Annotated in this window: 20 protein-coding genes and 1 tRNA gene; 14 read left to right on the top strand and 7 right to left on the bottom strand. The window is 56.6% G+C overall.

What is annotated here, in order from left to right; genetic code table 11:
- Positions 1–2 precede the first annotated feature (2 nt).
- On the bottom strand, positions 3–278 hold the full coding sequence (locus tag RQ935_RS03760; RefSeq protein ID WP_311497269.1) for a zf-HC2 domain-containing protein: 276 nt from the start codon (positions 276–278) through the stop codon (positions 3–5).
- Positions 275–859, bottom strand: a complete 585-nt coding sequence (locus RQ935_RS03755) for a sigma-70 family RNA polymerase sigma factor (protein ID WP_311497268.1) — start codon at positions 857–859, stop codon at positions 275–277. Before RQ935_RS03755 ends, RQ935_RS03760 begins: the two co-directional genes overlap by 4 nt.
- Before the next feature lie 206 nt (positions 860–1,065).
- Here RQ935_RS03755 and RQ935_RS03750 point away from each other — a divergent pair, with 206 nt between their 5' ends.
- From RQ935_RS03750 to thrB, 13 genes are all read left to right on the top strand, one after another.
- A complete protein-coding gene (locus tag RQ935_RS03750) occupies positions 1,066–1,527 on the top strand; it encodes a DoxX family membrane protein (RefSeq protein WP_311497267.1) in 462 nt (153 codons plus the stop codon).
- A gap of 118 nt (positions 1,528–1,645) precedes the next feature.
- Complete coding sequence (locus tag RQ935_RS03745; RefSeq protein ID WP_311497266.1) at positions 1,646–3,013, top strand: hemolysin family protein; 1,368 nt, start codon at positions 1,646–1,648, stop codon at positions 3,011–3,013.
- Positions 3,006–4,040, top strand: a complete 1,035-nt coding sequence (locus RQ935_RS03740; RefSeq protein WP_311497265.1) for a hemolysin family protein — start codon at positions 3,006–3,008, stop codon at positions 4,038–4,040. Before RQ935_RS03745 ends, RQ935_RS03740 begins: the two co-directional genes overlap by 8 nt.
- A 192-nt stretch (positions 4,041–4,232) precedes the next feature.
- On the top strand, positions 4,233–5,057 hold the full coding sequence (locus RQ935_RS03735; protein ID WP_311497264.1) for a M23 family metallopeptidase: 825 nt from the start codon (positions 4,233–4,235) through the stop codon (positions 5,055–5,057).
- Between the two features lie 9 nt (positions 5,058–5,066).
- Positions 5,067–6,032, top strand: a complete 966-nt coding sequence (locus tag RQ935_RS03730; protein WP_399531962.1) for a glycerophosphodiester phosphodiesterase family protein — start codon at positions 5,067–5,069, stop codon at positions 6,030–6,032.
- Positions 6,033–6,174: 142 nt separating this feature from the next.
- The gene (locus RQ935_RS03725; RefSeq protein WP_311497262.1) at positions 6,175–6,564 is read left to right on the top strand and encodes a hypothetical protein; all 390 of its coding nucleotides are present in this window, start codon (positions 6,175–6,177) and stop codon (positions 6,562–6,564) included.
- A gap of 71 nt (positions 6,565–6,635) precedes the next feature.
- A complete protein-coding gene (locus tag RQ935_RS03720; protein WP_311497261.1) occupies positions 6,636–7,892 on the top strand; it encodes an Nramp family divalent metal transporter in 1,257 nt (418 codons plus the stop codon).
- Positions 7,893–7,944: 52 nt separating this feature from the next.
- Positions 7,945–8,017 (top strand) — tRNA-Arg (locus tag RQ935_RS03715).
- 111 nt (positions 8,018–8,128) lie between these two features.
- Positions 8,129–9,808 carry an arginine--tRNA ligase gene (argS, locus tag RQ935_RS03710; protein ID WP_311497260.1) on the top strand — a complete coding sequence of 560 codons (1,680 nt, stop codon included), beginning with the start codon at positions 8,129–8,131 and terminating at the stop codon, positions 9,806–9,808.
- 49 nt (positions 9,809–9,857) lie between these two features.
- Positions 9,858–11,444, top strand: coding sequence for a diaminopimelate decarboxylase (locus tag RQ935_RS03705; RefSeq protein ID WP_311497259.1), 1,587 nt, complete (start codon positions 9,858–9,860; stop codon positions 11,442–11,444).
- A 24-nt stretch (positions 11,445–11,468) separates the two neighbouring features.
- Entirely contained in the window at positions 11,469–12,773 is a 1,305-nt protein-coding gene (locus tag RQ935_RS03700) for a homoserine dehydrogenase (protein ID WP_311497258.1), read from the top strand.
- A gap of 87 nt (positions 12,774–12,860) precedes the next feature.
- The gene (gene thrC, locus RQ935_RS03695; RefSeq protein WP_311497257.1) at positions 12,861–14,000 is read left to right on the top strand and encodes a threonine synthase; all 1,140 of its coding nucleotides are present in this window, start codon (positions 12,861–12,863) and stop codon (positions 13,998–14,000) included.
- A 68-nt stretch (positions 14,001–14,068) separates the two neighbouring features.
- Complete coding sequence (gene thrB / locus RQ935_RS03690; RefSeq protein ID WP_311497256.1) at positions 14,069–14,974, top strand: homoserine kinase; 906 nt, start codon at positions 14,069–14,071, stop codon at positions 14,972–14,974.
- Positions 14,975–15,100: 126 nt separating this feature from the next.
- On the opposite strand, the gene RQ935_RS03685 is transcribed toward thrB, so the two are convergent.
- The 5 genes from RQ935_RS03685 to RQ935_RS03665 form a co-directional block, all read right to left on the bottom strand.
- Positions 15,101–15,721 (bottom strand): CBS and ACT domain-containing protein, encoded by a 621-nt coding sequence (locus RQ935_RS03685; protein ID WP_311497255.1) that lies wholly within the window; start codon positions 15,719–15,721, stop codon positions 15,101–15,103.
- Between the two features lie 20 nt (positions 15,722–15,741).
- Positions 15,742–16,446, bottom strand: a complete 705-nt coding sequence (locus RQ935_RS03680) for an ABC transporter ATP-binding protein (RefSeq protein WP_311497254.1) — start codon at positions 16,444–16,446, stop codon at positions 15,742–15,744.
- Positions 16,439–18,319: an ABC transporter permease subunit gene (locus RQ935_RS03675; protein ID WP_311497253.1), complete on the bottom strand. Its 1,881-nt coding sequence runs from the start codon at positions 18,317–18,319 to the stop codon at positions 16,439–16,441. Before RQ935_RS03675 ends, RQ935_RS03680 begins: the two co-directional genes overlap by 8 nt.
- Before the next feature lie 3 nt (positions 18,320–18,322).
- Positions 18,323–19,207: a branched-chain amino acid ABC transporter permease gene (locus RQ935_RS03670; protein WP_311497252.1), complete on the bottom strand. Its 885-nt coding sequence runs from the start codon at positions 19,205–19,207 to the stop codon at positions 18,323–18,325.
- 98 nt (positions 19,208–19,305) lie between these two features.
- A complete protein-coding gene (locus RQ935_RS03665; RefSeq protein WP_311497251.1) occupies positions 19,306–20,496 on the bottom strand; it encodes an ABC transporter substrate-binding protein in 1,191 nt (396 codons plus the stop codon).
- Positions 20,497–20,881: 385 nt separating this feature from the next.
- On the opposite strand from RQ935_RS03665, the gene rho reads away from it, so the two are divergent.
- A complete protein-coding gene (rho, locus tag RQ935_RS03660) occupies positions 20,882–22,603 on the top strand; it encodes a transcription termination factor Rho (protein ID WP_311497250.1) in 1,722 nt (573 codons plus the stop codon).
- The last annotated feature ends 182 nt before the right edge of the window (positions 22,604–22,785 follow it).

Below are 22,785 nucleotides of genomic sequence, written 5' to 3'. Positions count from 1 at the left end.
AGCTAACTGATTTTACGAATCTCAATCATGATACGTTCCCGCAGTTCAACCGGGGCTTCACAGTGGCAGGATTGCCGCAGCAGCGTGATGTAGCGTTCCACACGCAGAGATTCCTCATGGCAGTTCGGGCAGTGGCGCAAATGCTCATGGAATTGCTGGGCGGTGGGCAAATCCATCTCTCCGTTCATGATTTCACGCATATTTTCCGTGACGGTTTCGCAGTTACAGTCGGACTCAGACGCGGGGGGCATCTGTGGATTAAGGTTTTCCTCACTCATACCAACACCTCAGCTTCCACACGTTCTCTCAGCATTTTTCGCAGTTTCGCCCGTCCACGATGCAGACGGGACATGACCGTCCCGGAGGGAATATCAAGGATTTCCGCAATCTCTTTGTAAGCCAGACCTTCTACATCGGCTAGGTACACCGCTTCGCGGTATTCATCGGGTAGGGCATCCAAGGCATCAAGAATGTCTTGGGTTCCCAGACGATCCAAGGCCAGAGACTCCGCCGAATGAGCTTCTCGGTTGGAGTCGTCCTGAGCGAGTTGGTAATCCGTCAGCTCAGCCATAGTTTCGGTACGGGGCCGACGCTGATCCTTGCGATAAGAGTTAATGAAAGTGTTGGTCATGATGCGATAGAGCCACGCCAACAGGTTCGTTCCCTCCTGAAAAGAATCAAAACTTTTAAAAGCTTTCAGGAAGGTTTCTTGGACCAGATCCTCGGCATCGTGCGGGTTTCTGGTCAAACGCAAGGCACCGGAATAGAGCTGATTCAAAAACGGCATGACTTCCGTTTCAAAACGCTGCTCCGATTTGGAAGGCGTCCCTGGGGGCGCAGAATTTACTGTTTCGCTCATCGTTGCCCAGTTTAGACCTGTGCAGGGTGCGGGCGGAAGAGATTGCGCCCGGTTTGTTGCGCCCCGGGCGCGAGTGGGCTTGGCGAGAGGTTTTTCCAAAGTTTGTCTCACACCTGTTATAACCGTAGTGGGTGGTTTTTATTCCTCACCGCCAAAAACGTTTCGAAAAGGTGCGAACTGGTCTAAAAAATGGGGACAATAGTGTTATGAGGACTTTGCTGCGTTTTATTTCACGTCCGCTGCTGGCGGCGGTGTTCATTCATGACGGCCTCGACGCTTTGCGCAACCCCGCAGATCACGTGGAACGTTTCCGAAAGATGGAGCCGACCCTGGAAAAGATTGGCCTGCCGCCCATGCTGACTTCGGATGCGAAGCTGTTGTCCCGCTTGGCTGGAGCCGCAACGGCGGTGACCGCGATGGGTCTGGCTCTGGGGAAGTACCCCCGGATTTGTGCCCTCATTTTGGCGGTCGTGAACCTTCCCATCAGCGTGGTCAACAATCCGGTTTGGGCAGCGAATTCCTCAGAGGAACGCAAAGAATACACCCGCGGCTTGGTAGCTGGGGGTTCGCTGGCGGGAGGCTTGGGCATGGTCCTAGCCGATGGCAACGGCCAGCCTTCTCTGCGGGTCCGCCGCGAAATCGTCCGTGCCGCCACAGCTGGCAAATAAGTACGGTGGTTAAACTGCAAGACATCCCGCGATTATCTTTTTTTCTGTTCCCCACCCCGGTTCTCCGGTTTCAGCCCGGTCGTCCCGCCTTGGTTTCAGATGAGGGCGCACAAGGGCGGTGGGTCGGTTGAGTCCTGTCGTGGCTGACTGGCTGTTGGTGGCGGTGGGGTTGATTCTGACTTTGGTCACAGCTTTTTTTGTAGCCACTGAGTTTGCCTTCCTAGCTGTCGACCCCGCCAGAGTTGCGGGTCGCGCGGCTAACGGCGACAAGCGGGCCGCCCTTGTGAAGGACTCTATTTCTAATCTGTCTACCCAACTTTCGGGTACCCAGGTGGGCATTACCCTGTCCACAATTATGGTGGGTTACACCACCCAAACAGCCATAGCGAACCTGGTGACACGCGGTTTAGGACATACCGGGATGGCTCTGGCCGCAGCCACGGCACTGGGCGCGGTGGTCGCCCTGGTCATCACGAATCTTTATTCCATGGTCTTTGGCGAGCTCATTCCCAAGAACCTGGCGCTGGCGGACCCCATGAAAACGGCCGGTTTTGTGGTGCGTCCGCAGCGGGCGTTCACCTTTATTTTCAAGCCTCTCATTGTGGTGCTGAAGGCTTCGGCGAACTTCGTGCTGGACCGGATGGGTGTGGAGGTTGTGGAAGAACTGTCCGGGGCTCATTCCGCTCAGGAACTCGTGGCGATGGTGCGGCAAAGCGCGGAGGAAGGGCTGCTGGATTTATCGACCGCTTCCCTGTTTACCCGTTCGGTGCATATTTCTGGTTTGGCGGCGAAAGACGTGATGACTGACCGCGGGCGGGTGCACTATCTGACTCAGAATGACAGCGCGGATGACCTCATTGCCAAAGCGCGGGAAACCGGGCATTCTCGTTTTCCGGTGGTTGGACCGGACGGTTTGGACGACATCCTGGGATTCGCCAATCTGCGCCGAGCCGTATCCGTACCTTATGAACGCCGCGGTGAAGTCGTGGTCACTTCGTCGTCGCTGATGTATGAAGTTCCCAGGGTTCCCGAGACGATGGGTCTGGCGGATTTGATGGTGCTGCTGCGTGATGCTGGCGGCCAAACCGCGGTGGTGGTAGACGAGTACGGGGGCACTTCGGGCATCGTGACTTTGGAGGACGCGGTCGAAGAAATCGTGGGTGAGGTCGCGGATGAACACGATCAGCACGCTGCTGGGATTAATCATCCTCTGGAGGGCGAGTGGCTGGTTCCAGGGTTGATACGCCCTGATGAACTGTCGATTCAAACCAAAGTGGAACTGCCTGATGAAGGCCCCTACGAAACATTGGGGGGCTTGATTATGAACGAACTGGGACACATCCCCTCGCAAGGTGATACAGTCCTGGTCAACGGATACCTTTTGCGTGTCGAACAGATGGACGGTCGGCGTATCGACCGAGTTCGCATCACCCGCAACCCTGTCCCCGGCATGCGCTTGACTTCCCCGGAGGCGACGTATGAGTGATTGGATTGCCCTAATCGTGATGGTGGTGCTCCTGGCCATCAACGCTTTCTTTGTCGGCGCGGAATTCGCGTTCACGGCTTCGCGTAAAGCTGAGATTGAACCCCTGGTGAAAGAGGGGAAACGCGGGGCAGCTTCCGCGCTGATTGCGGTAGAAAATATTTCCGAAATGCTCGCCGTTTGCCAGCTGGGAATTACGTTGGCGTCTACCGGATTGGGAGTGGTGGCGGAACCGGCAATTGCGCATCTGCTGTTGCCGGTGGCGCTGCTGCTGGGACTGCCTGCCGTCAGTGCTCATTCCCTAGCCATTATTCTCGCTTTGCTGATTGTTCTGTACCTGCACGTGGTGGCCGGTGAGATGATTCCGAAATATACCTCGGTTTCGGCTCACACCCGACTCATCTTGATTTACTCACCCCCGATGGTGGCGATAGAAAGGGCGTTGCGTCCCGTCATCGGCGCCATGAATCGCTTTGCGAACTCGGTGGTGAGGTTGTTCGGTTTGGAACCGCAACATGAAGTTGGGGTGAGTTTTACAGTCGAAGAAATGTCTTCAATCGTTGAGAAATCCCGCGAGCAGGGGGTTTTGGAGGACGACTTGGGCCTGCTTTCCGGGACTCTGGAGTTTTCTGCAGAAGTCGTGTCCGGGGTAATGGTCGGTTTAGAGAACTTGGTGACGTTGCCCGCGGATATCACTCCTGTAGAGGCAGAAAAAACCGTGGCACGCACCGGGTTTTCGCGTATCCCGATTATCGATGAAACCGGGAATATTACCGGATACTTGCACATCAAAGATGTCATTGCGGTAGAGAAAGAATCGCGTGAGAAACCATTGGAACCCTGGCGGATTCGCTCGTTAATCACCGTGACCCCCCAGATGGAAGTGGAGGATGCCCTACGGGTGATGCAAAAGCAAGGCACTCACTTGGCTGGGGTGGTCAAAGCAGAGGGTCCTGGAACGGTTATCGGAGTAATTTTCTTGGAAGATATCCTGGAAGAACTGGTCGGTGAGGTCCGGGATTTGCTCTGAGTGGCGCAAAACTGTGGGCGGGGAAATTAATACTAAAAATCCACGTTTTTTTCAGGTAATTTTCGTAAAAAAAGCGTTTAGTGTTAACAAATGTTACTAAAGTGAAAATTGATACACTCATTTAATTGCAAATCGTTATCGACTTGTTATAAACTCGATTTCGAGTTGTTATCCAGAGTCGGAAGGTAATCCGTGGTAAGCGAAAGGCCTCGCACTCGTCGGGAAGCACGCGAATTGCGCAATCGCGCTCAGTCCGCGCGCATCCGTAAAGAAGCGCAAGTTTTCAATGCTCCGCGCCTAGTGTTGCTGGGCGTGGTTTCGGCTATCACCGTAGTCGCTCCGCTGTCCGGGATGGTTTCTCCGAATCTGTCCATTGCCTCTCCGAATTTTGATTTCAGCACCAATCAGACTTTGCTCTCCGTCGTGGCTAAGGCCAGCGGCGCTACCGATTACGACTCCGACTTAAACGCGGTTCCCGCCAGCTCGCGCTCCCGTGTGGTGGAAGCCTCCGAATTGGGTCAGTGTGCCGCGCAGGGCTCCGCTAACGGCGACGCTTCCGCCGCTCCGGAGGAAGACATCCTGCTGTGGCCGCTGTTGTCGGGAAGCTACACGTTTACTTCCCCGTGGGGGATGCGAGTCAATCCGGTGACAGGGACTCGATTGATGCACGAGGGCGTTGATCTTTCCGCCCCTACCGGTACGAATATCCACGCGGTAGCTGACGGAGTTGTGACGGAAGCGGGAATGCAGGGTTCCACTGGCATTATTACTGTCAAGCATGTTCGGGATGGCGAGGTGTTCTATTCTCGTTACCTGCATATGTATAGCAATGGAATTTATGCCCATGAGGGCGAAAAGGTAAAAGCCGGGGATGTCATCGCTGGCGTGGGCTCAACCGGGCGCTCTACCGGACCGCACTTGCACTTTGAAATTCGCAACTCTAACAAGGAATCCATCGAGCCTTTGGGCTGGATGAAGCGTCATGGCGCTAAGTTCATCAACCAGATTTGCTCCTAGATTTATCGCCTGATTTTGCGACCCGCTCCTGTTTTTCCCGTTTTGCACCATCGGCCAGTGTTGTTGGCTCATCGTGGAGCGGCAGTGTCCGCCAGCGCGGCCCTGGGGTGCCCGGTTCCGGAAAACTCACGAGCTGCCTTTGACTGGGCCGTTTCTTGCCAGGTGGTTTCCGGGTTGGAAACTGATATTCACGCCACCACCGACGGGGTTCCCGTAATCAGCCACGACCCGCTGTGGCACGCGGTGGATGGGGAAATCGCTATTGCCGAAGTTTCGTGGGCGGAGCTGTGCCGACATCAGCTGCCTAACGGCGAGCAGCCTTTGAGTTTGGAAGAATTTCTCGATCGATATCCCGAAATTTACCTAAACATCGATGCGAAAACCGATGCGGTTGTGCCGGGAACGCTCCGCATCTTGCAGGGGCGCCGGGACCTGGGACGCCTCGCGTTAGCGTCCTTTTCCGCTCGGAGAGTCTGGCGAATGGCCCGATACCTCGGACCGGTGTGCGGATTTTTGCCCGGAGCGCGAGACATTGCGCGGCTCATAGGGGTATCTGCCGCCGGTTTGGTGCGGCCAATCCACCCGGAGATTCGCAGCGTAGGGATTCCCCCGGAAGCTTTTTTGGCCTGGGAACAGGGAAACGAGGCAGTGTCTCAAATCGAAACCAACGCACACCATGTCATGGTGGGATTAGCGGAAAAACGCCATGTCGAACGGCTCTACCACGTCGGCATAGTGCCGCGCCTGCTCAGAGACTTTCACTGCGCTCTGGCAGTACCGGAAACTATCCGGGGGATAAACATAGTGACTCCACGGTTTGTGGCGGCCGCACACACCCTAGGCTGTCCGGTTTATGTGTGGACGGTGAATGATACCTCCTCCTATCGGCGTTTAGTTTCCCTTGGAATTGATGGGATTTACACCGATATTGTCAGTACATTAGCCCAAACCCGCACTAAGTATTCTTCCAGCTAAATGCCGAAAATTGGTTGAAATAACAAGGAATACTTAGCAAACTCTGAAATAAATATCAGAAAAACCTAAGAATTGCCTTGGAGCTGACGAAGGTAACTGGTAGATTACTGATATCGACAGACTTTCAAAGAGAGGTTAGGCAATGGAACAGCAGCGCTCGGCAGTTCGTTTAGCAGCCGTAGTCGCGAAGCAGCGCCAAAGCAGCGATGTGTTGCGTGGGGCTCAGACCGTTGTCGACGAACACACCCAGTGGGTGCTGTCCCACCTTTCTCGCGGCGACCGTGACCTGATTAAGTCCGTCACCGGCGAGGTCATCGAACCTGGTGCCGATTCTGCCTCTCTGTTTGCTTTGACTTTGGCTGAATCACGGATAAGTCAGGCTTCTGCCCCTGCCGCGCGTTCGCAAAATCAGCAACTCCTGTTGCGTCGCCCGCAGCCTTTGAGCCAACACGACCGCATCGCCACCTTTACTTCCATGCGCGCCATGCTCGGCAACGGCTCGGTGGGTCGGGCTCTGGACACTGAAGCCTAAGTTTCCTATCTCTAACTCCGCGTTTCCCATCGGGATTTCACTGCCTAGCAGTTTCGCGTATGATTTTAGGTATGCCTTACCTTACTGACGAGCAGAAAACCCCTCAAAAGTCTCTGGTTGCCCTGATGGGGCCCGCTTTCGTGGCCGCTGTTGCCTACGTGGATCCGGGTAACGTCGCTGCTAATATCACTGCGGGAGCTCGCTATGGCTACACGCTGGTGTGGGTGTTGGTGCTGGCTAACTTGATGGCCATGCTGGTGCAATACGAGAGCGCGAAACTTGGAATAGTAACCGGTCAGTCCCTGCCACAGGTCTTAGGCGACCGTTTACGCCGACCGGGGCGACTCGCCTTTTGGATTCAAGCCGAAATTGTGGCCGGTGCCACCGACCTTGCCGAAGTCATCGGCGGAGCCATCGCTCTCAACCTTTTATTTGGAACTCCCTTGCTGGTGGGCGGCCTGATAATCGGTGTGGTGTCTTTAGGGCTGCTGTTTTTACAAAATACCTCCGGTCAGATTGTGTTTGAACGAGTCATCATCGCTCTGCTCCTGATTATCACTTTAGGATTTGTGGGAGGACTGGTGGTGGCTCCGCCCTCATGGCAAGCTGCCGTGGCGGGACTGCGGCCTACGTTTCCTACCGCTGACTCGGTACTAGTGGCTGCTTCCATGCTCGGTGCCACCGTGATGCCGCATGCGATTTACCTGCATTCTTCCCTGACGAAAGACCGTCACGGTTCGGAGCATCCCGATGACCACAAGCGTAGACTCCTCCGGGCGACAAAACTGGATGTGTTCTGGGCGTTGCTGGTGGCTGGTTCGGTCAACATTGCCCTGGTACTGCTGGCTGCCGCCTCGTTGCATGGCCCCGGAACTGGACAGGAGGACACGGACACTATCGAGGGCGCTTACCACGTCATAGCCGCTGCACTCGGCGGCGGGGTAGCCACGGTGTTCGCAGTCGGATTGCTGGCTTCGGGGCTAGCCTCCACTTCGGTGGGAGCATATGCGGGTTCCGAGATTATGGCCGGTTTACTGCACATACGCGTTCCGTTGCTGGCGCGACGCGTGGTGACCTTGATACCGGGATTGGTCATCTTGGCGTTTGGTTTCGACCCCACCTGGGCGTTGGTGTTAAGCCAAGCCTTGCTGTCCTTAGGAATTCCTTTTGCGTTGTTACCCTTGGTTATCTATACATCGAAGAAGGACATTATGGGACCTTTTGCTGACCCCAAATGGCTGCTGGCAATTAACATTGTGGTAGCCGCCTTGATTATTGCTTTGAATCTGGGACTTTTGGTGCTGTTAGCGCTGGGCTTGGGGGGCTAAAATTTACCTTCCGGAAACAAAGCGGTAAACTGTGGGAGCTGATTACAGTATGGCCCCGGTAGCTCAGTGGATAGAGTGTTTGCCTCCGGAGCAAAAGGTCGTGGGTTCGAATCCCATCCGGGGCGCTGAGTCACATGCGGTGCGTTCACTCAATGGATACAGTGTTGTTTCCCAAAATTTTCACCCCCGAACGAACCAATTTGAATGTACTCTCGGCGAAACGTTAGGCTTGTGGGGTGACTCCTGAAGAATTAACTCAGCGCATAATTGCGCAGCTTGGCACCGCAGCGGCGGAAAACAATATCGATATTGCAGACGGCGTTTTGGCCGAAAAGGTACGCGTGGAACGTCCCAAGAACCGAGACCATGGGGATTGGGCGACGAACATCGCCTTGCAGCTGGGCAAATCCGTGGGTAAGAACCCTCGGGAACTGGCAGAAATCTTCGCTTCCGCCATCGCCCAGATTGACGGGGTATCTTCCGCGGAAGTTGCCGGCCCGGGGTTCATCAATATCCGTCTCGATGCCGGGGCCGCCGGTGCCTTGGTGGCTGACATCCTGGAGGCCGGTAACGAATACGGGCGCGGCGAAAGCCTCAAAGGAATTCATATCAACCTGGAGTATGTGTCGGCCAACCCGACCGGACCGCTGCACATTGGCGGCGCTCGCTGGGCCGCCGTTGGGGACTCCCTGGCGCGTCTGTACAAGTTTGGCGGGGCAAAAGTCACCCGTGAGTACTACTTTAATGATCACGGTACGCAAATCGACCGCTTTGCGGTTTCTTTGCTGGCGGCGGCTCGCGGTCAGGAAACCCCCGAAGATGGTTACGGCGGGCAATATATTGCTGACATTGCGGCCAAGGTCCAAGCCGAAGCGAAAGCCGCGGGCGACCCTGATCCGGCGACCTTGGATGACGAAGCGGCCCAAGAATACTTCCGTTCTCACGGCGTTGAAATGATGTTCGATGAGATTAAAGAATCCCTGCGCAGTTTCCGCACCGAATTCGATGTGTTCTTCCACGAAAATTCCCTCTATGAAACCGGGGCAGTCACCAAGGCGCTGGATTACTTGCGTGAGCGTGGCGAGGTGGCCGAAAAAGACGGCGCGACCTGGCTGCTGACAACCAAGCATGGAGACGACAAAGACCGCGTGGTCATTAAGTCTGACGGCAACGCCTCCTACTTCGCCTCTGACGTGGCCTACTATCAGGACAAGCGTCGGCGCGGAGCCGATCGCACCGTATTCCTGTTCGGGGCTGACCACCACGGTTACGTTGGGCGCATGATGGCAATGTGCGCCGCTTATGGCGATAAGCCGGGCGAGAATATGCAGATTATCATCGGGCAGCTGGTGAACCTGTTTAAGAACGGTGAACCGGTACGTATGAGCAAGCGTGCCGGAGACATCGTTACGCTGGAGGACTTCGTCGAAGCTGTAGGCGTCGATGCGGCCCGTTATGCCCTGGTGCGTTCTTCGATGGATACCCAGCTGGCTATTGACCTTGATGTGCTGGCTTCGCATACCAACGAAAATCCTGTTTACTATGTCCAATATGCGCACGCCCGCACCGCTAACGTAGCCAAGAACGCTGCTGAACACGGGGTTTCTTGCGAGGCGGGCTTTGACCCCGAGGAACTCAGCGATCCGGCGGATGCGGCGCTTATCGGCGTGCTGGCGCAATTCCCGTCGGTAGCGGCGACGGCCGCGGCTGAGAATGCCACGCACCTGGTGCCTCGTTACTTGGAGAACTTGGCGGGGGCTTACCACACCTGGTACGGCAAGCGCCGTGTCACCCCCGCTGGTGATGAACCGGTAACGGCTGAGCATGCGGCGCTGCTGGCGCTGAACAACGCTGTTGGTCAGGTCCTGCGCAACGGCTTGGACCTGTTGGGTGTGACCGCACCCGAGCGTATGTGAGCGGCGCCGTTTTTCGAGGAAGCCGCGCCACGTAAGGAAGGAACGGGCGGTGGATTTGGCGGCTGATGACCCAGCACGTTTACACCCGGGGGATTCTGGCTTAAGAATTTGGGTTGCCCCGGACCCGCAGGTGCGCGCGGACTTGTGGCCCAGTGGGCTAAAGCGCGGCTCGCAGGGAGAAATGACTCTGCACGGGCGAAGCCTCAGCGAGCTGTTGAGTCAGGCTCCGCAGGTGGACGGTCGGGGCGGACAAACCCCGATTTTTGTGCTGGACATGGCGGATTTTCAAGACCGTCTCAAGGCTTTTCGCGAGGCTTTTGCCGCAGCGTTTGGTGAGCATGAGGTGCAGGTACACTATGCCGGAAAAGCCTTCTTGTGCGTGGAAATAGCCCGCTTGGCGGCTGGGGCAGGATTCGGGTTAGATACGGCTTCTGCTGGGGAGATGGCTTTGGCGCTAGCTTCGGGCTGTCCACCGAGTTCGATTGGCTTGCATGGGAACGGGAAATCCCCCGAACTGCTGCGACAAGCAATTGAGGCTCACCTGGGGAGGATTATCGTTGATTCCCCCGCGGAAGTCCGGCGTATTCAGCGCGTCTTAGATGAATTGGAGCCGCAAAGCCGGGTGCCGCTGATGGTGCGTGTCACCACGGGCGTTCACGCCGGCGGTCACGAATTTATTGCTACCGCCCACGAAGACCAAAAGTTCGGGTTGTCCCTCACCCCTGGGGCTCACGGTTTTGAATCTATCGATGACTCCAATTCTCCCCGCGGCGCAGCCCCGGCTTTTGATTCCCCCGCCTGGCGCGTGGTGCAGTCCATTTTAGCCGATGAACGCTTGGAGCTGAGCGGTCTGCATTCTCACATTGGTTCTCAGATAGTGAGTCTTGACGGTTTTTGTGCCGCGGCTCGGAAAATTCTGGAGTTTCGGGGTCTGGTGAAACAAACGACCGGTTATCTCATTCCAGAAATCGACCTGGGGGGCGGTTACGGCATCGCCTATACCCCTGCCGATGCCCCCGCGCCAGGCGCCGCCGACTTCGCCGCTGGACTGTACCAAGTGATACAACATGCCTGTGATGAGTTAGAACAACCCTTCCCGCGGGTTTCCGTAGAACCGGGACGAGCTATTGCTGGTCCCAGCACTATTACTTTGTACCGAGTGGTCAATATCAAGGATCAGCCGGTGGGTCAGCATCGAGACGGCAGCCTCAGCTATCGTCGCTACGTGTCGATAGACGGTGGAATGAGCGACAACATTCGTCCCGCGCTGTACGATGCCAACTATACGATCGCTTTGGCTAACCGCCTGTCGACTGCACCTCTGGCGGCCTGCCGCGTGGTGGGTTCCCATTGTGAATCGGGTGACATTGTGGTTAAAGACGTGGCCCTGCCCGCAGACTTGATTGAGGGCGACCTGCTGGCGGTACCCGCCACAGGAGCCTATGGGTGGGCCATGAGTTCGAACTATAACTGGTTTACGCGCCCGGGAGTGCTGGGGGTGGAGCAAGACAATACTGGAACGGTCATTACAAAATGGCTTTTGGAGCCGGAAACTGTGGATGCCATGCTGGCTCATTTTGACTCGCAGTACCGCAAATTTTTAGACGACCGCCCTGCTGATACAGTGAATGTGTAAAGGGATACCGAAAGGGAAACAACGATGGCGCAAAAGCAAGATGTCAAGATTGGGCTGCTGGGTGCCGGCACGGTGGGGCTGCAAGTCGTGCGCATTTTGCACGACCAACAGCAAGAACTTGCGGCTCGGGCGGGTGCGAACCTGGTGCTCAGCGGAGTTGCGGTCCGCGACACCAGCAAGGCTCGGGAGGGCCTGGACCGAAGTCTGTTGACCACCGATATTGACGCGGTGATTGACTCCGCCGACCTGGTCATCGAACTGATGGGAGGTCTGGAACCGGCTCGCAGTGCCATGTTGAAAGCCCTAGAAGCGGGCAAAACCGTGGTGACCGGCAACAAAGCGGTGCTCGCGCAATACGGCCCGGACCTGTACGAGGCCGCAGCCCGCACGGATGCGAATCTGTATTTTGAAGCCGCAGTGGCGGGGGCGGTTCCCGTGGTTTATGGATTGCGGGAATCCTTGACCGGGGATCGAATCAACAAAGTTCTGGGTATCGTCAACGGCACTACCAACTACATTCTCGACCAGATGACCACCCAGGGCTGGTCTTATGAACAGGCCCTGAAAAAAGCCCAAGAACTCGGCTATGCCGAGGCGGATCCCACGGCTGACGTGGGCGGTCACGATGCGGCAGCCAAGTGCGCCATCTTGGCCTCCCTGGCTTTTCACACCCGGGTGAACCTAGAAGATGTCCCGGTGAAAGGAATTACCGAGGTCAGCGCCTCGGACATTCGACAGGCTAAAGAGTCGGGGTATGCGGTGAAACTGTTGGCTCGCGCCCAAAGAGTCACCGTCGATGGAGAGGAACAAATCGCCCTCGGCGTGGAACCGACCCTAGTGCCACAGAGCCACCCGTTGGCTGGCATCACGGGACCCTACAACGCCATAGTTTTGGAAACCGAGTTTGCCGGCCGGCTCATGTTTTATGGGGCGGGAGCAGGCGGAGCACCCACTGCCTCCGCGGTACTTTCCGACGTGGTGGCAGGGGCCAACCACTTGGTCTCCGGAGGGCACGCCCCTCGTGAGAGCGTGTATGCAGACCTGCCGATTTGCGCCCCGGGACGGGTGGAAACCTGCCGTCAGGTGCGTTTGCAGGTAGCCGACCGGATTGGGATGCTGGCGGAAATCGCCAAAATCTTTGCCGCTGGGGAAGTCTCTATCGCGTCTTTGACCCAGCCACCGACCGAGACCGCACCCGACGAAGCGATGTTGGTCATTTCGACCCATTTGGCACAGAATTCTAAGCATGACGGAATTACCGCCGCTTTGGCGAAATCGCCATTAGTGCATAAAATCGCCTCAGAGATGTCCATTGAGGAAGACCAATGAGAACCTCAAATTTTTCGTGACACCGGCACAGCCGACGGCGAAAAATTATTGAGGTTATCGAAACCGCGAATAAGGAGCAACCAAAACATGGCACAGATGTGGAGCGGTCTGCTGGAAGAATACCGGAATCGACTTCCCTTGGAACCAGGCGACCCCGTTGTGACCCTGTTTGAGGGCAATACCCCCTTGATTCGGGCGCGCCGCGTGGAACAGCGTATCGGCGCTTTGAGTGAAAAAGCCGGCGTGGACACCACCGGCACCGAAGTTTATGTGAAGTTTGAGGGCGCCAACCCCACCGGTTCGTTCAAAGACCGGGGCATGACTATGGCCATGACGAAGGTGAAGGCGGCAGGCACCCAGATGGTTGCCTGCGCTTCTACCGGCAACACCTCAGCTTCCGCGGCTGCTTATTCAGTCGCGGCAGGAGTGGGATGCGCGGTCATTTTGCCAGCCGGAAAGATTGCTCTGGGCAAGCTGGCTCAGGCCGTGATGCACGGAGCCAAGCTCATAGCCGTGGACGGAAACTTTGACGACTGCTTGCGAATCACCCGGGAACTGACGGAAAAGTACCCGGTGGATTTGGTAAACTCGATTAACCCCTACCGCCTGCAGGGACAGAAAACCGCCGCTTTTGAAATCTGTGACGCCTTGGGCGATGCTCCGGACATTCACTGTTTGCCGGTGGGCAACGCTGGAAACATCAGCGCCTATTGGATGGGATACAACGAGTATTTCGGACGGAAAGTTGCTTCTTCAATCGAGGATTCGGCTCTGAAACTGAAGCCGCAAACCACCAAGTTGCCTCGAATGTGGGGGATTCAAGCCACCGGAGCCGCGCCTTTCGTGGCGGGACACACCATCGAAAACCCGGAAACCATCGCTACCGCGATTCGGATTGGCAACCCCGCGTCTTGGGACTATGCCACCGCCGCTCGTGACGATTCCGGTGGGTTGATTACCGCCGTCAGTGATGAAGCCATTATGCAGGCTCAGTCCATTATCGCCGCGGAAGTCGGAGTGTTTTGTGAGCCGGCCAGTGCCGCCCCGATAGCGGGTCTGTTGGCGATGGCCGAGCAGGGCAAAGTACCTGGAGGCGTACGGATTGCCTGTACCTTGACCGGTAATGGCTTGAAAGACACCGCTACCGCGATGGAAGCGAAAGGCAACGTGACTCCGTCCGTAATCGAACCCAGCCTGCAGGCCGCAGTGCGGGAACTTGGCCTGTAACAGTACCGTCCCGCCGGACCGGTGCTGTCACCGACTAGGCGCAAGACCACCGAACCTAAGGAATTGCCATGAATTTTGTGCGTGACGAAGTAACGGTCAGCGTGCCTGCCTCTTCGGCCAATCTGGGACCGGGATTTGACGCTTTGGGGCTCGCCTTGGAACTGCGCGATGAAGTCAGCGTGCGGGCCACCACCGGAGCGACTCACGTCACTGTGGAAGGCGAAGGCGCCGGCAAAGTACCTGAGGATGAAACCAACATGGTCGTGCAGGCTTTGCGAGCCGGGCTGGAATCTGTGGGAGCCTCCCAGATTGGGATCGAGATGCATTGCGTGAACCGAGTTCCGCACGGCCGCGGGTTGGGTTCGTCTTCCGCGGCGCTTGTTTCCGGCTTGGCCGCTGCTGGGGCTTTGCTGGAGCCGGGGGTCTTGGACACCGATGCGATCTTTCAGCTGGCGGTCCAGATGGAAGGCCACCCTGACAACGCCGCCCCGGCAGTGTATGGGGGAGCCGTGGTGGGTTGGATGGAACCGAGTGCGGATGGGAGCGCGCCGCGAGCCTATGCGCAGCATTTTGAGGTGTCTCCACAGGTGCGGTTGACAGTGCTGATTCCCGAATTTGAACTGGCCACTTCCAAGGCGCGCGGGTTGCTGCCCGAGTCGGTTCCGCATCGGGACGCGGCCTTCAATGCCGGACGCGCCGCGCTACTGCCCCTGGCCTTGGCTAAATACCCCGAACTGCTGTATTTCGCCACCGAGGATCGGCTGCACCAGGAATATCGCCGTGAGGGTATGCCCCAGTCTCTGGAATTAGTAGACCGACTGCGAGCCGCGGGCGCTCCGGCCGCCATCAGCGGTGCCGGGCCCACCGTAATAGTTTTCGACCATCTGGACCCCGCCACGCGCCAGGACCTCGAACACCTGGGTTGGAAACCGCGGGAATTGCCGGTGGCTCCACAGGGAATTATCGTTAGGTAACTACCGGGAACCACCCCAGTGGCAATCCGGCTCCAGATACAGGCCCCCCGAGCTTGTGAATAAGACCCTACCCCGCCAAGAAAGGCAATGACGGGGTAGGGAGACTTTTTCGAGAGGGCCGACGCTTTAGCGTCTGAGGACGTAACGGACCTGGAACCCGGCTTTCGTGAACGCATCTTCCAAGTCGGAGGTGTTCACGGTGTTCACCCCCAGAAGCACGAAAGAACTCTCCATCCCGGTGCGGTACACCGCAATATGGGTGATGTTGGTCTCGAGTTCCCCGGTGACCCGCGCCAGGCGACTCATCACTCCGGGCTGGTCGTCGGCCTCAATGACCAGGCGGGTTCCGGGCTCGCGAGCCCCGTTAATGTCGATAAACGCATCGAGGACGTCAGATTCGGTGATGACCCCGACGACCTTGCCCTCATCCATGACCGGCAGAATGTCGACTTTCGAGTCGCGCATGACGATGGCGGCTTCCTCCAGCATGGCATCGGCCGAGATGGTGGGGGGATTCTTTTGCATAATCTTATAGATTTTCAGTTTGGACAACAGGTAGGCTACTTCGCCAAAAGACAGGGAAGTCGCGTCCGAGGGTAGGGCTCGGTTGATGTCCGACTGAGAAACGACGCCGCACAGTTTGCCGTCACGCAATACCGGCAACTTCGTGATGCCGTGTGTCTGCATCATTTCGATAGCGTCGGGTACGGTGACGCCCGAATCGATGGTAAAGGGGTTGGCTGTCATTCGCCATTTTACAAACATGGTTATCCTCCCAGGTAGGCATGCTTAACTTCATCGCTAGCCAGCAACTCTGCGGCTTCGCCTTGCAACACGATCTTGCCGGTTTCCATCACGTAGGCGCGCGAGGCAATCTGCAAAGCCATGTTGGCATTTTGCTCTACTAATAAAATCGTAGTTCCCATTTCTTGAATTTTGACGATGATGTCAAAAATTTCTTGGACGAACAGCGGAGCCAAGCCCATCGAAGGTTCGTCCAACAGCAGTACCCGCGGTTTGGCCATCAGACCACGGCCCATAGCGAGCATCTGCTGTTCACCGCCGCTCAAAGTCCCCGCCAGCTGATTTTTCCGGTCAGCCAAAACCGGGAACCGTTCAAACACCATTTTCAGGTCCGCGGCACTGCCGGCACGGTCTTTGCGCATATAGGCACCCAAGTCGAGGTTCTCCATCACGGTCATTCCGGGGAACACCCGACGGCCCTCCGGGACGTGAACCAAGCCGTGACGTACCCGCGAACGCGGCGAGGACTTGGTGATTTCCTTGCCGTCAAGCCAAATCGAGCCTTCCAGAGGACGTTCCAGACCGGAGGAGGTACGCAACGTCGTGGTTTTACCGGCTCCGTTGGCGCCAATCAAAGTGACGATTTCGCCTTCCTCCACGCGCAGGGAAATGCCCTTAAGAGCCTGGATGCCGCCGAAAGAAACCTTGAGGTCTTTAATCTCAAACATTTTCCACCTCCTGGCCCAGATAGGCTTCGATAACCTTCGGATTGTTACGAACTTCCTGAGGCGTGCCGGAAGCGATGACCACGCCGTGATCGAGCACGTAGAGGCGCTCACAGATGGTCATCACCAGCGACATATCGTGTTCAATGAGCAAGATGGTGAGGTGATAGCGTTGGCGCAGCATCTCAATTAACTCGGTCAGCTGGGCAGTCTCAGCCGGGTTCATTCCCGCCGCCGGCTCATCCAGCAGCAGCAACTGCGGGTTAGTCGCTAGGGCGCGAGCAATCTCTAAGTGACGCTGTTCGCCGTAGGACAGGTTCCGAGCGGATTCATCGGCTTTTTCAGCGAGGTCCATCATCTGAAGTAACTGCATAGACTCTTTGTAGACGCGCTGACGCGACTTGGACCAGGATGGCAGATGGAAGAAGGATGCCAGGAGGGAATACTTTTCGCGCTGTTCCATGGCGAAAATCACATTTTCCAGCACCGTCAGGTCCTTGAACAAGCGAATGTTTTGGAAAGTGCGGGCGACGCCACAGCGAGAAATTACAAAGGGTTTCTTGCCGGCTATAGAGACGTCCTCGCCCTGCGGGTCGGGGCGGAAGGCGATGGTGCCCGACGAGGGGGGATAAACCCCGGTCAGAAGGTTGAAAACGGTGGTTTTCCCCGCTCCGTTGGGTCCAATCAGACCGATTAGCTCACCGGGCTGCAGATACATATCCACGTCAGTGAGTGCGGCGAGACCGCCGAAGTGTCGCGTCAGGCGGCGCACGTCCAAGATAGCGTGAGCGCGTTGCTCCTCCGTCGGGGGCTCGGTGGCGGCGGGTTCTTTCCCGGCTTCGGCACTAGCCTCGGCGCGGGGTGTCTGCGGGGAAGTCTGTGCGGTTGGGGGAGCCGACAGGGCACTGCCACTTTCCGGTTTATTCTCGCCGGTTGGCTTGCGGAACAACCGGCCAAAAACTTTAAAGGTCAGTTCCTTGGTGCCCAACAGACCCTGGGGACGGAACACCATGAGGATAACCAAAACCAAGGCGTAGAGAATCATCCGGATTTCCGGGAAGGGCTGGAGCAGGGTCGAGACCACCGCCAGCAAGATGGCGGCGATGATCGAGCCGGTCAGCGAACCCAAACCGCCCAAAACCACGATAACCAGGATGTTGATGGACATCATGAAGTTGAACAGGTCCGGCTTCACAAAGAAGAAGTTGCCGATGTACAGGCCGCCCCCGATGGCTCCAAAGAAAGAACCGACCACGAAAGCCAGGGTCTTAATCCGGGTGGAGTAAATGCCGATGGATTCAGCGGCGATTTCGTCCTCGCGTACCGCGATGCAGGAGTGACCGTGACGGGAGTTCAGGAAGTTACGAATCAGCAGGATGGTGCCCGCCGTGAGGATGAACAGAATGTTCCAGTCCGTGAACTGCAGTTGGATGAACAGCCCGGCAGCCCCGCCGGAAAATTCCAGGTTCAACAGCAGTACGCGGATAATCTCGGCCAGCCCCAGGGTGGCGATAGCCAGGTAGTCGCCCTTCAGACGCAGGGTCGGCAAACCGATGAGGAAACCGATGGCGGCGGCGAAAAGTCCGCCGATGAACAGCCCTAGGAAGAAACCGCCGTAGGTAGGAATCGCGGTGACGATGAGGCCGGTGGAATAGGCTCCTACCGCCATGAATCCGGCGTGACCCAGAGAGAATTGTCCGGTAAACCCGGTGACGAGGTTCAACGACACCGCTAGGATAATGTTCACGCAGATGGTGACCATAGTGTTAAAGATGTAAGAGTCGATGACCCCCAATGTGATGAGGGCGTATCCCAACCCCCAAAGAACCGCGAGAATGACGGCTTGTGCAATGATACTTTTTATTCCCGGTTTCATGGCTCAGACCTTCTCCTGTACGTTCTTGCCGAGGATGCCGGCAGGCTTAAAGATGAGCACGATAATCAGCACCATGAACACAGCTGCGTCACGGAATGTAGACAGACCCAGAGAGTTCACAATCGTCTCTAAAAAGCCGACCAGGTAGCCGCCCACCAACGCTCCTGGAATCAACCCGATACCGCCCAAAACGGCGGCCACAAAGGCTTTCAAACCAGGCATAATGCCCATGAGCGGGGTAATCGAAGTGTAGTACAGTCCCCACAGCACCCCGGCGGCTCCAGCCAGAGCGGAACCGAGGGCAAAAGTGAAGGAAATCGTGTTATCCACGCTGATTCCCATGAGTTTGGCGGCGTCTTGGTCCTGGCTGACCGCGCGCATGGCTTTACCGATGCGGGTTTTCTTAATGATGAACTGTAGGACAATCATCAGGACCACGGAAACCACCACGATGATGATTTGAATCATGGACAAGCTCACTCCACCGAAGCGGTAACTGGCTCCCAACCAGCCGGTTTGTGCGGGGTAGGCGCGGGCTTCAGCCCCGACAAAGTACATCATTACGTACTCAATCAGCAGGGACATACCGATGGCGGTAATCAGCACGGCGATCCGGGTTGAGTGGCGCAGCGGCCTATAAGCCAAACGCTCAATCAGCATCCCCAGAATCGCACAGATAATCATTGCCGCCAGCAAGGATGTGAACGGGTCGAGGTGCAGCAGGACCATTCCCGCGAAACCAACGTAAGCCCCGACCATCAGGACGTCGCCGTGGGCGAAATTGATGAGCTGAATGATGCCGTAGACCATGGTGTATCCCAACGCGATTAGCGCATAGATACTTCCCAGCGACAGGCCGTTAATCAGCTGTTGCAGTATCAAATCCATGAGGAACGTTCTTTCTCGAGGTCCCGAGGACGGGGAGCCCGAACCCGGTAAAGATTCAGGTCAACGGGCCGCCCCGCCCTTGGGAAACACTCGATCACTCACTTCAGGGCGTAGGCCTCAGCGGAGTCCTGGACACCGTCCTTCAGGGAAACCACGACCGCCGTCTTAATCGGGTCATGAGTCTTGGGATCCATATCGAAAGAACCGGTCACGCCCTCGAAGCCCTTAGCGTTAGCCATCGCTTCGGCAATATCCGGTCCGGTCAGCTCTTTCGCTTCACCAATCGCCTTGGCCACGAAGTAAGCCGTGTCGTAACCCAGGGCGTTGAACGAGGACGGATCCTCGCCGAACTTGTCCTTGTAGGTCTTGATGAAGTCTTGGAGTTTCGTGTTGGAAGTATCCAACGCCGAGTAGTGCGAGGTAAAGAACACGTTGTTCAACGCCGGAGCGCCGGCCAGTTCCATTAGGGTGGGGGAGTCAAAGCCGTCGCCTCCCAGAATCTTGGCGTCAATGCCCAGTTCGCGGGCCTGCTTGATGATGAGGCCGACTTCCTGGTAGTAGCCGGGGATATAGAGCACATCGAAATCCTTGCCCTTGATATTGGTCAAGGTCGCCTTGAAATCGGTGTCACCAGCCACGTAGCCTTCTTCTGCCACGACCGAACCGCCGGATTTGGTGAAGGTTTCCTTAAAGTTCTTGGCCAGACCTTTAGCGTAGTCAGAGGAGGTGTCTCCCATGATGACCGCGGTCTTGGCTCCCAACTTTTCAGCGGCGTATTGGGCCATCACGCCACCCTGGTAGGAATCGGAGAAGCAGGTGCGGAAAGCAAATGGTTGAAGTTTGCCGCCGGTGACGGTCACGTCGTCCGCGGTGGCAGATCCGGAAATAACCGGAACTTTATTCTGGTTACCAGCGGGGATAACCGCTTTGAAGGAACCGGAGGTCGCCGGGCCAATCATGGTGAGAACCTTATCCTGGCTCATCAACTTGGTGGCCAGAGTGGTAGCTTCGGCCGGCTCTGACTTGGAATCGTATTTCACAATTTCAATCTTTTTACCTTTAACACCGCCCTTGGCGTTGATTTCATCAACCGCCATTTGGATGCCGTCAACATTTTGTTTACCGTAGGTGGCCACAGCCCCGGAAAGTTCGTAGTTCACGCCGATTTTAATCGTGTCTCCGGTGGCAGCGTTACCGCCGCCAGTGGGCCCTGAGCTGGGCTGAGTGCAGGCCGACATGCCGACCAAGGTCAATGCTGAAATTGCAGCAGCTGCAATTATGCGTTTCATAAGAATGCCTTTCTTTGAATAATGAAGTTTTCGGATGGGGAGATAAAAAATCCAGTTCCGCAAAAGCATTGAATGTGAAAATAACGCATGAAGCGGCGGAAACCACTCCCTAGTGCCCCGAAGTTGCGTTGCTGCTGTAGCTTCCGTTCCTGATAGACCATTGTGTGGTCCGGGTCATGACGGGGTCACGCTCACGAAGTTGATACTCGTTTTGTTGAAACCTTAGCGCGGAGGTATGATTTAATCAACACGGCTCAGCCGCGGGTCCGTAGATATCTTCCGGGCCAAACCCGATTCGTATTCTTGAGTCGGTCTGCTTGCGAACCTTCGTAATTTAGAACGTTGCGCAAGTTTTTACCCATTAACCTTTGAGATAAGGACACTTGTGAACGACAATCAACTGGCTGCTATGAAGCTTTCGGAACTGCGCGAACTGGCAAAGTCGCTGGGCATTAAAGGCATTTCTCAGGCTCGAAAACCGCAACTTATTGAAGCGATTATTGAAAAACAGAAATCTGGAGATTCTGCGCCCGCCTCCCAAAAAACTGCGACGCGAAAACCGTCTCAGGATACGGAACGTGACGGTGAGAAAGAAGCTACTCCCTCCGCGGGTCAAACGCGTACGGTGCGCCGTCACCGTCGGGTCTCTGCGCCGGCGGGTGAACCCAGCACGGAAGAAAACTCCGAATACACGCCCACTCTTGACGTGAAGGCGGCGTTGGAGCACGATCTTGGAGCCGCGCCCTCGCGCCACCACCGCAGCCATGATGACGCCGAATCCGTCACCGAGAACAATCCCCAGCTGGAAGCGGTAGCCCAAGGAGCCAGCGCCCGGCGCGAACAGACTCAAGACGACCGGAGCGAACGCTATGACCGGCGCAACCGCAACGATCGCCGCGGCCGAAATCGCAACCGCAACCGTGGCCGCGATCGGGATGACAACGACAACAACAACAGCGGCGAAGAAATCAGCCCCGAAGAGTTGCTGCCTATCGCCGGTATCTTGGACGTGAAAGAGAACCACGCCTTTGTGCGGACCTCCGGGTACCTGCCCGGCCCTAACGATGTTTACGTGACTTTGGGTCAGGTGCGGCGGTGGGGACTGCGTCCCGGCGACGCGATTGTGGGAGCAGTGCGCAAGCCTCGTGAAGGCGAGGAACGCCGTGTCAAGCACAACGCTTTGGTCCATCTGGATTCCATCAACGGGCAGAGCATCGAGGAGGCTTCGCAACGAATCGAGTTTTCCAAGCTGACCCCGCTGTATCCTGATGAACAGTTGCGCCTGGAAACATCTTCGAAGGTGCTGGCTCCGCGGATTATTGACCTGATGGCTCCCATCGGCAAGGGTCAGCGCGGCCTGATTGTGTCTCCGCCGAAGGCCGGTAAGACCATCATCTTGCAGCAAATTGCCAACGCGATTTCCATCAACAACCCCGAAGTTCACATCATGGTGGTTCTGGTGGACGAACGCCCGGAGGAAGTCACCGATATGCAACGCACGGTCAAGGGCGAGGTTATTGCCTCGACTTTCGATCGTCCTGCCTCGGAACACACTACGGTGGCGGAACTCGCGATTGAGCGAGCCAAGCGCTTGGTGGAGCTGGGCGGCGACGTCGTGGTGCTGCTGGATTCCATCACTCGTTTGGGGCGTGCTTACAACCTGGCCGCCCCGGCTTCGGGTCGGATTCTTTCTGGTGGTGTGGATGCGTCTGCTCTGTATCCGCCCAAGCGTTTCTTTGGCGCCGCCCGCAACGTCGAAAACGGCGGCTCCTTGACGATTATCGCTACCGCCCTGGTCGAAACTGGCTCCAAGATGGACGAGGTCATCTTTGAGGAATTCAAAGGTACCGGCAATATGGAACTCCGGCTGTCTCGCGAACTGGCCGAAAAGCGTTTGTATCCGGCGGTGGATGTCAATTCTTCGGGTACTCGCCACGAGGAGGTGCTGTTCACGAAGGAGGAGCTGAGCGTGCTGTGGCGGCTACGTCGAGTGCTGGCGTCTCTGGAACTGGAACAAGCCGCAGGCGTGGTGCTCCAGAAGCTGAAAGATACCCAGACCAATGCCGAGTTCCTGATGGCAGTCGCCAAGACGACTCCTGCGGAATAGGTTTTTCACTTTTCACAAGGTTCCCCTCTCGCGTTTGTGCGGGAGGGGAACCTTTTTTCGGTGTGGTGTTGCCGACACCCCCCGGCATTTGTCAGGACAAATGTTACTGCTGTTACTAAAGTGATAGATGAGGTTATTGTGAAAGTAGTGATTTTTGTTTAGAATCGTTAAATCTGTTGAAA

Source organism: uncultured Mobiluncus sp., assembly GCF_963511525.1.
In the GTDB taxonomy this organism is placed as follows: domain Bacteria; phylum Actinomycetota; class Actinomycetes; order Actinomycetales; family Actinomycetaceae; genus Mobiluncus.
This window is presented reverse-complemented; position numbering and strand designations above follow the sequence as displayed.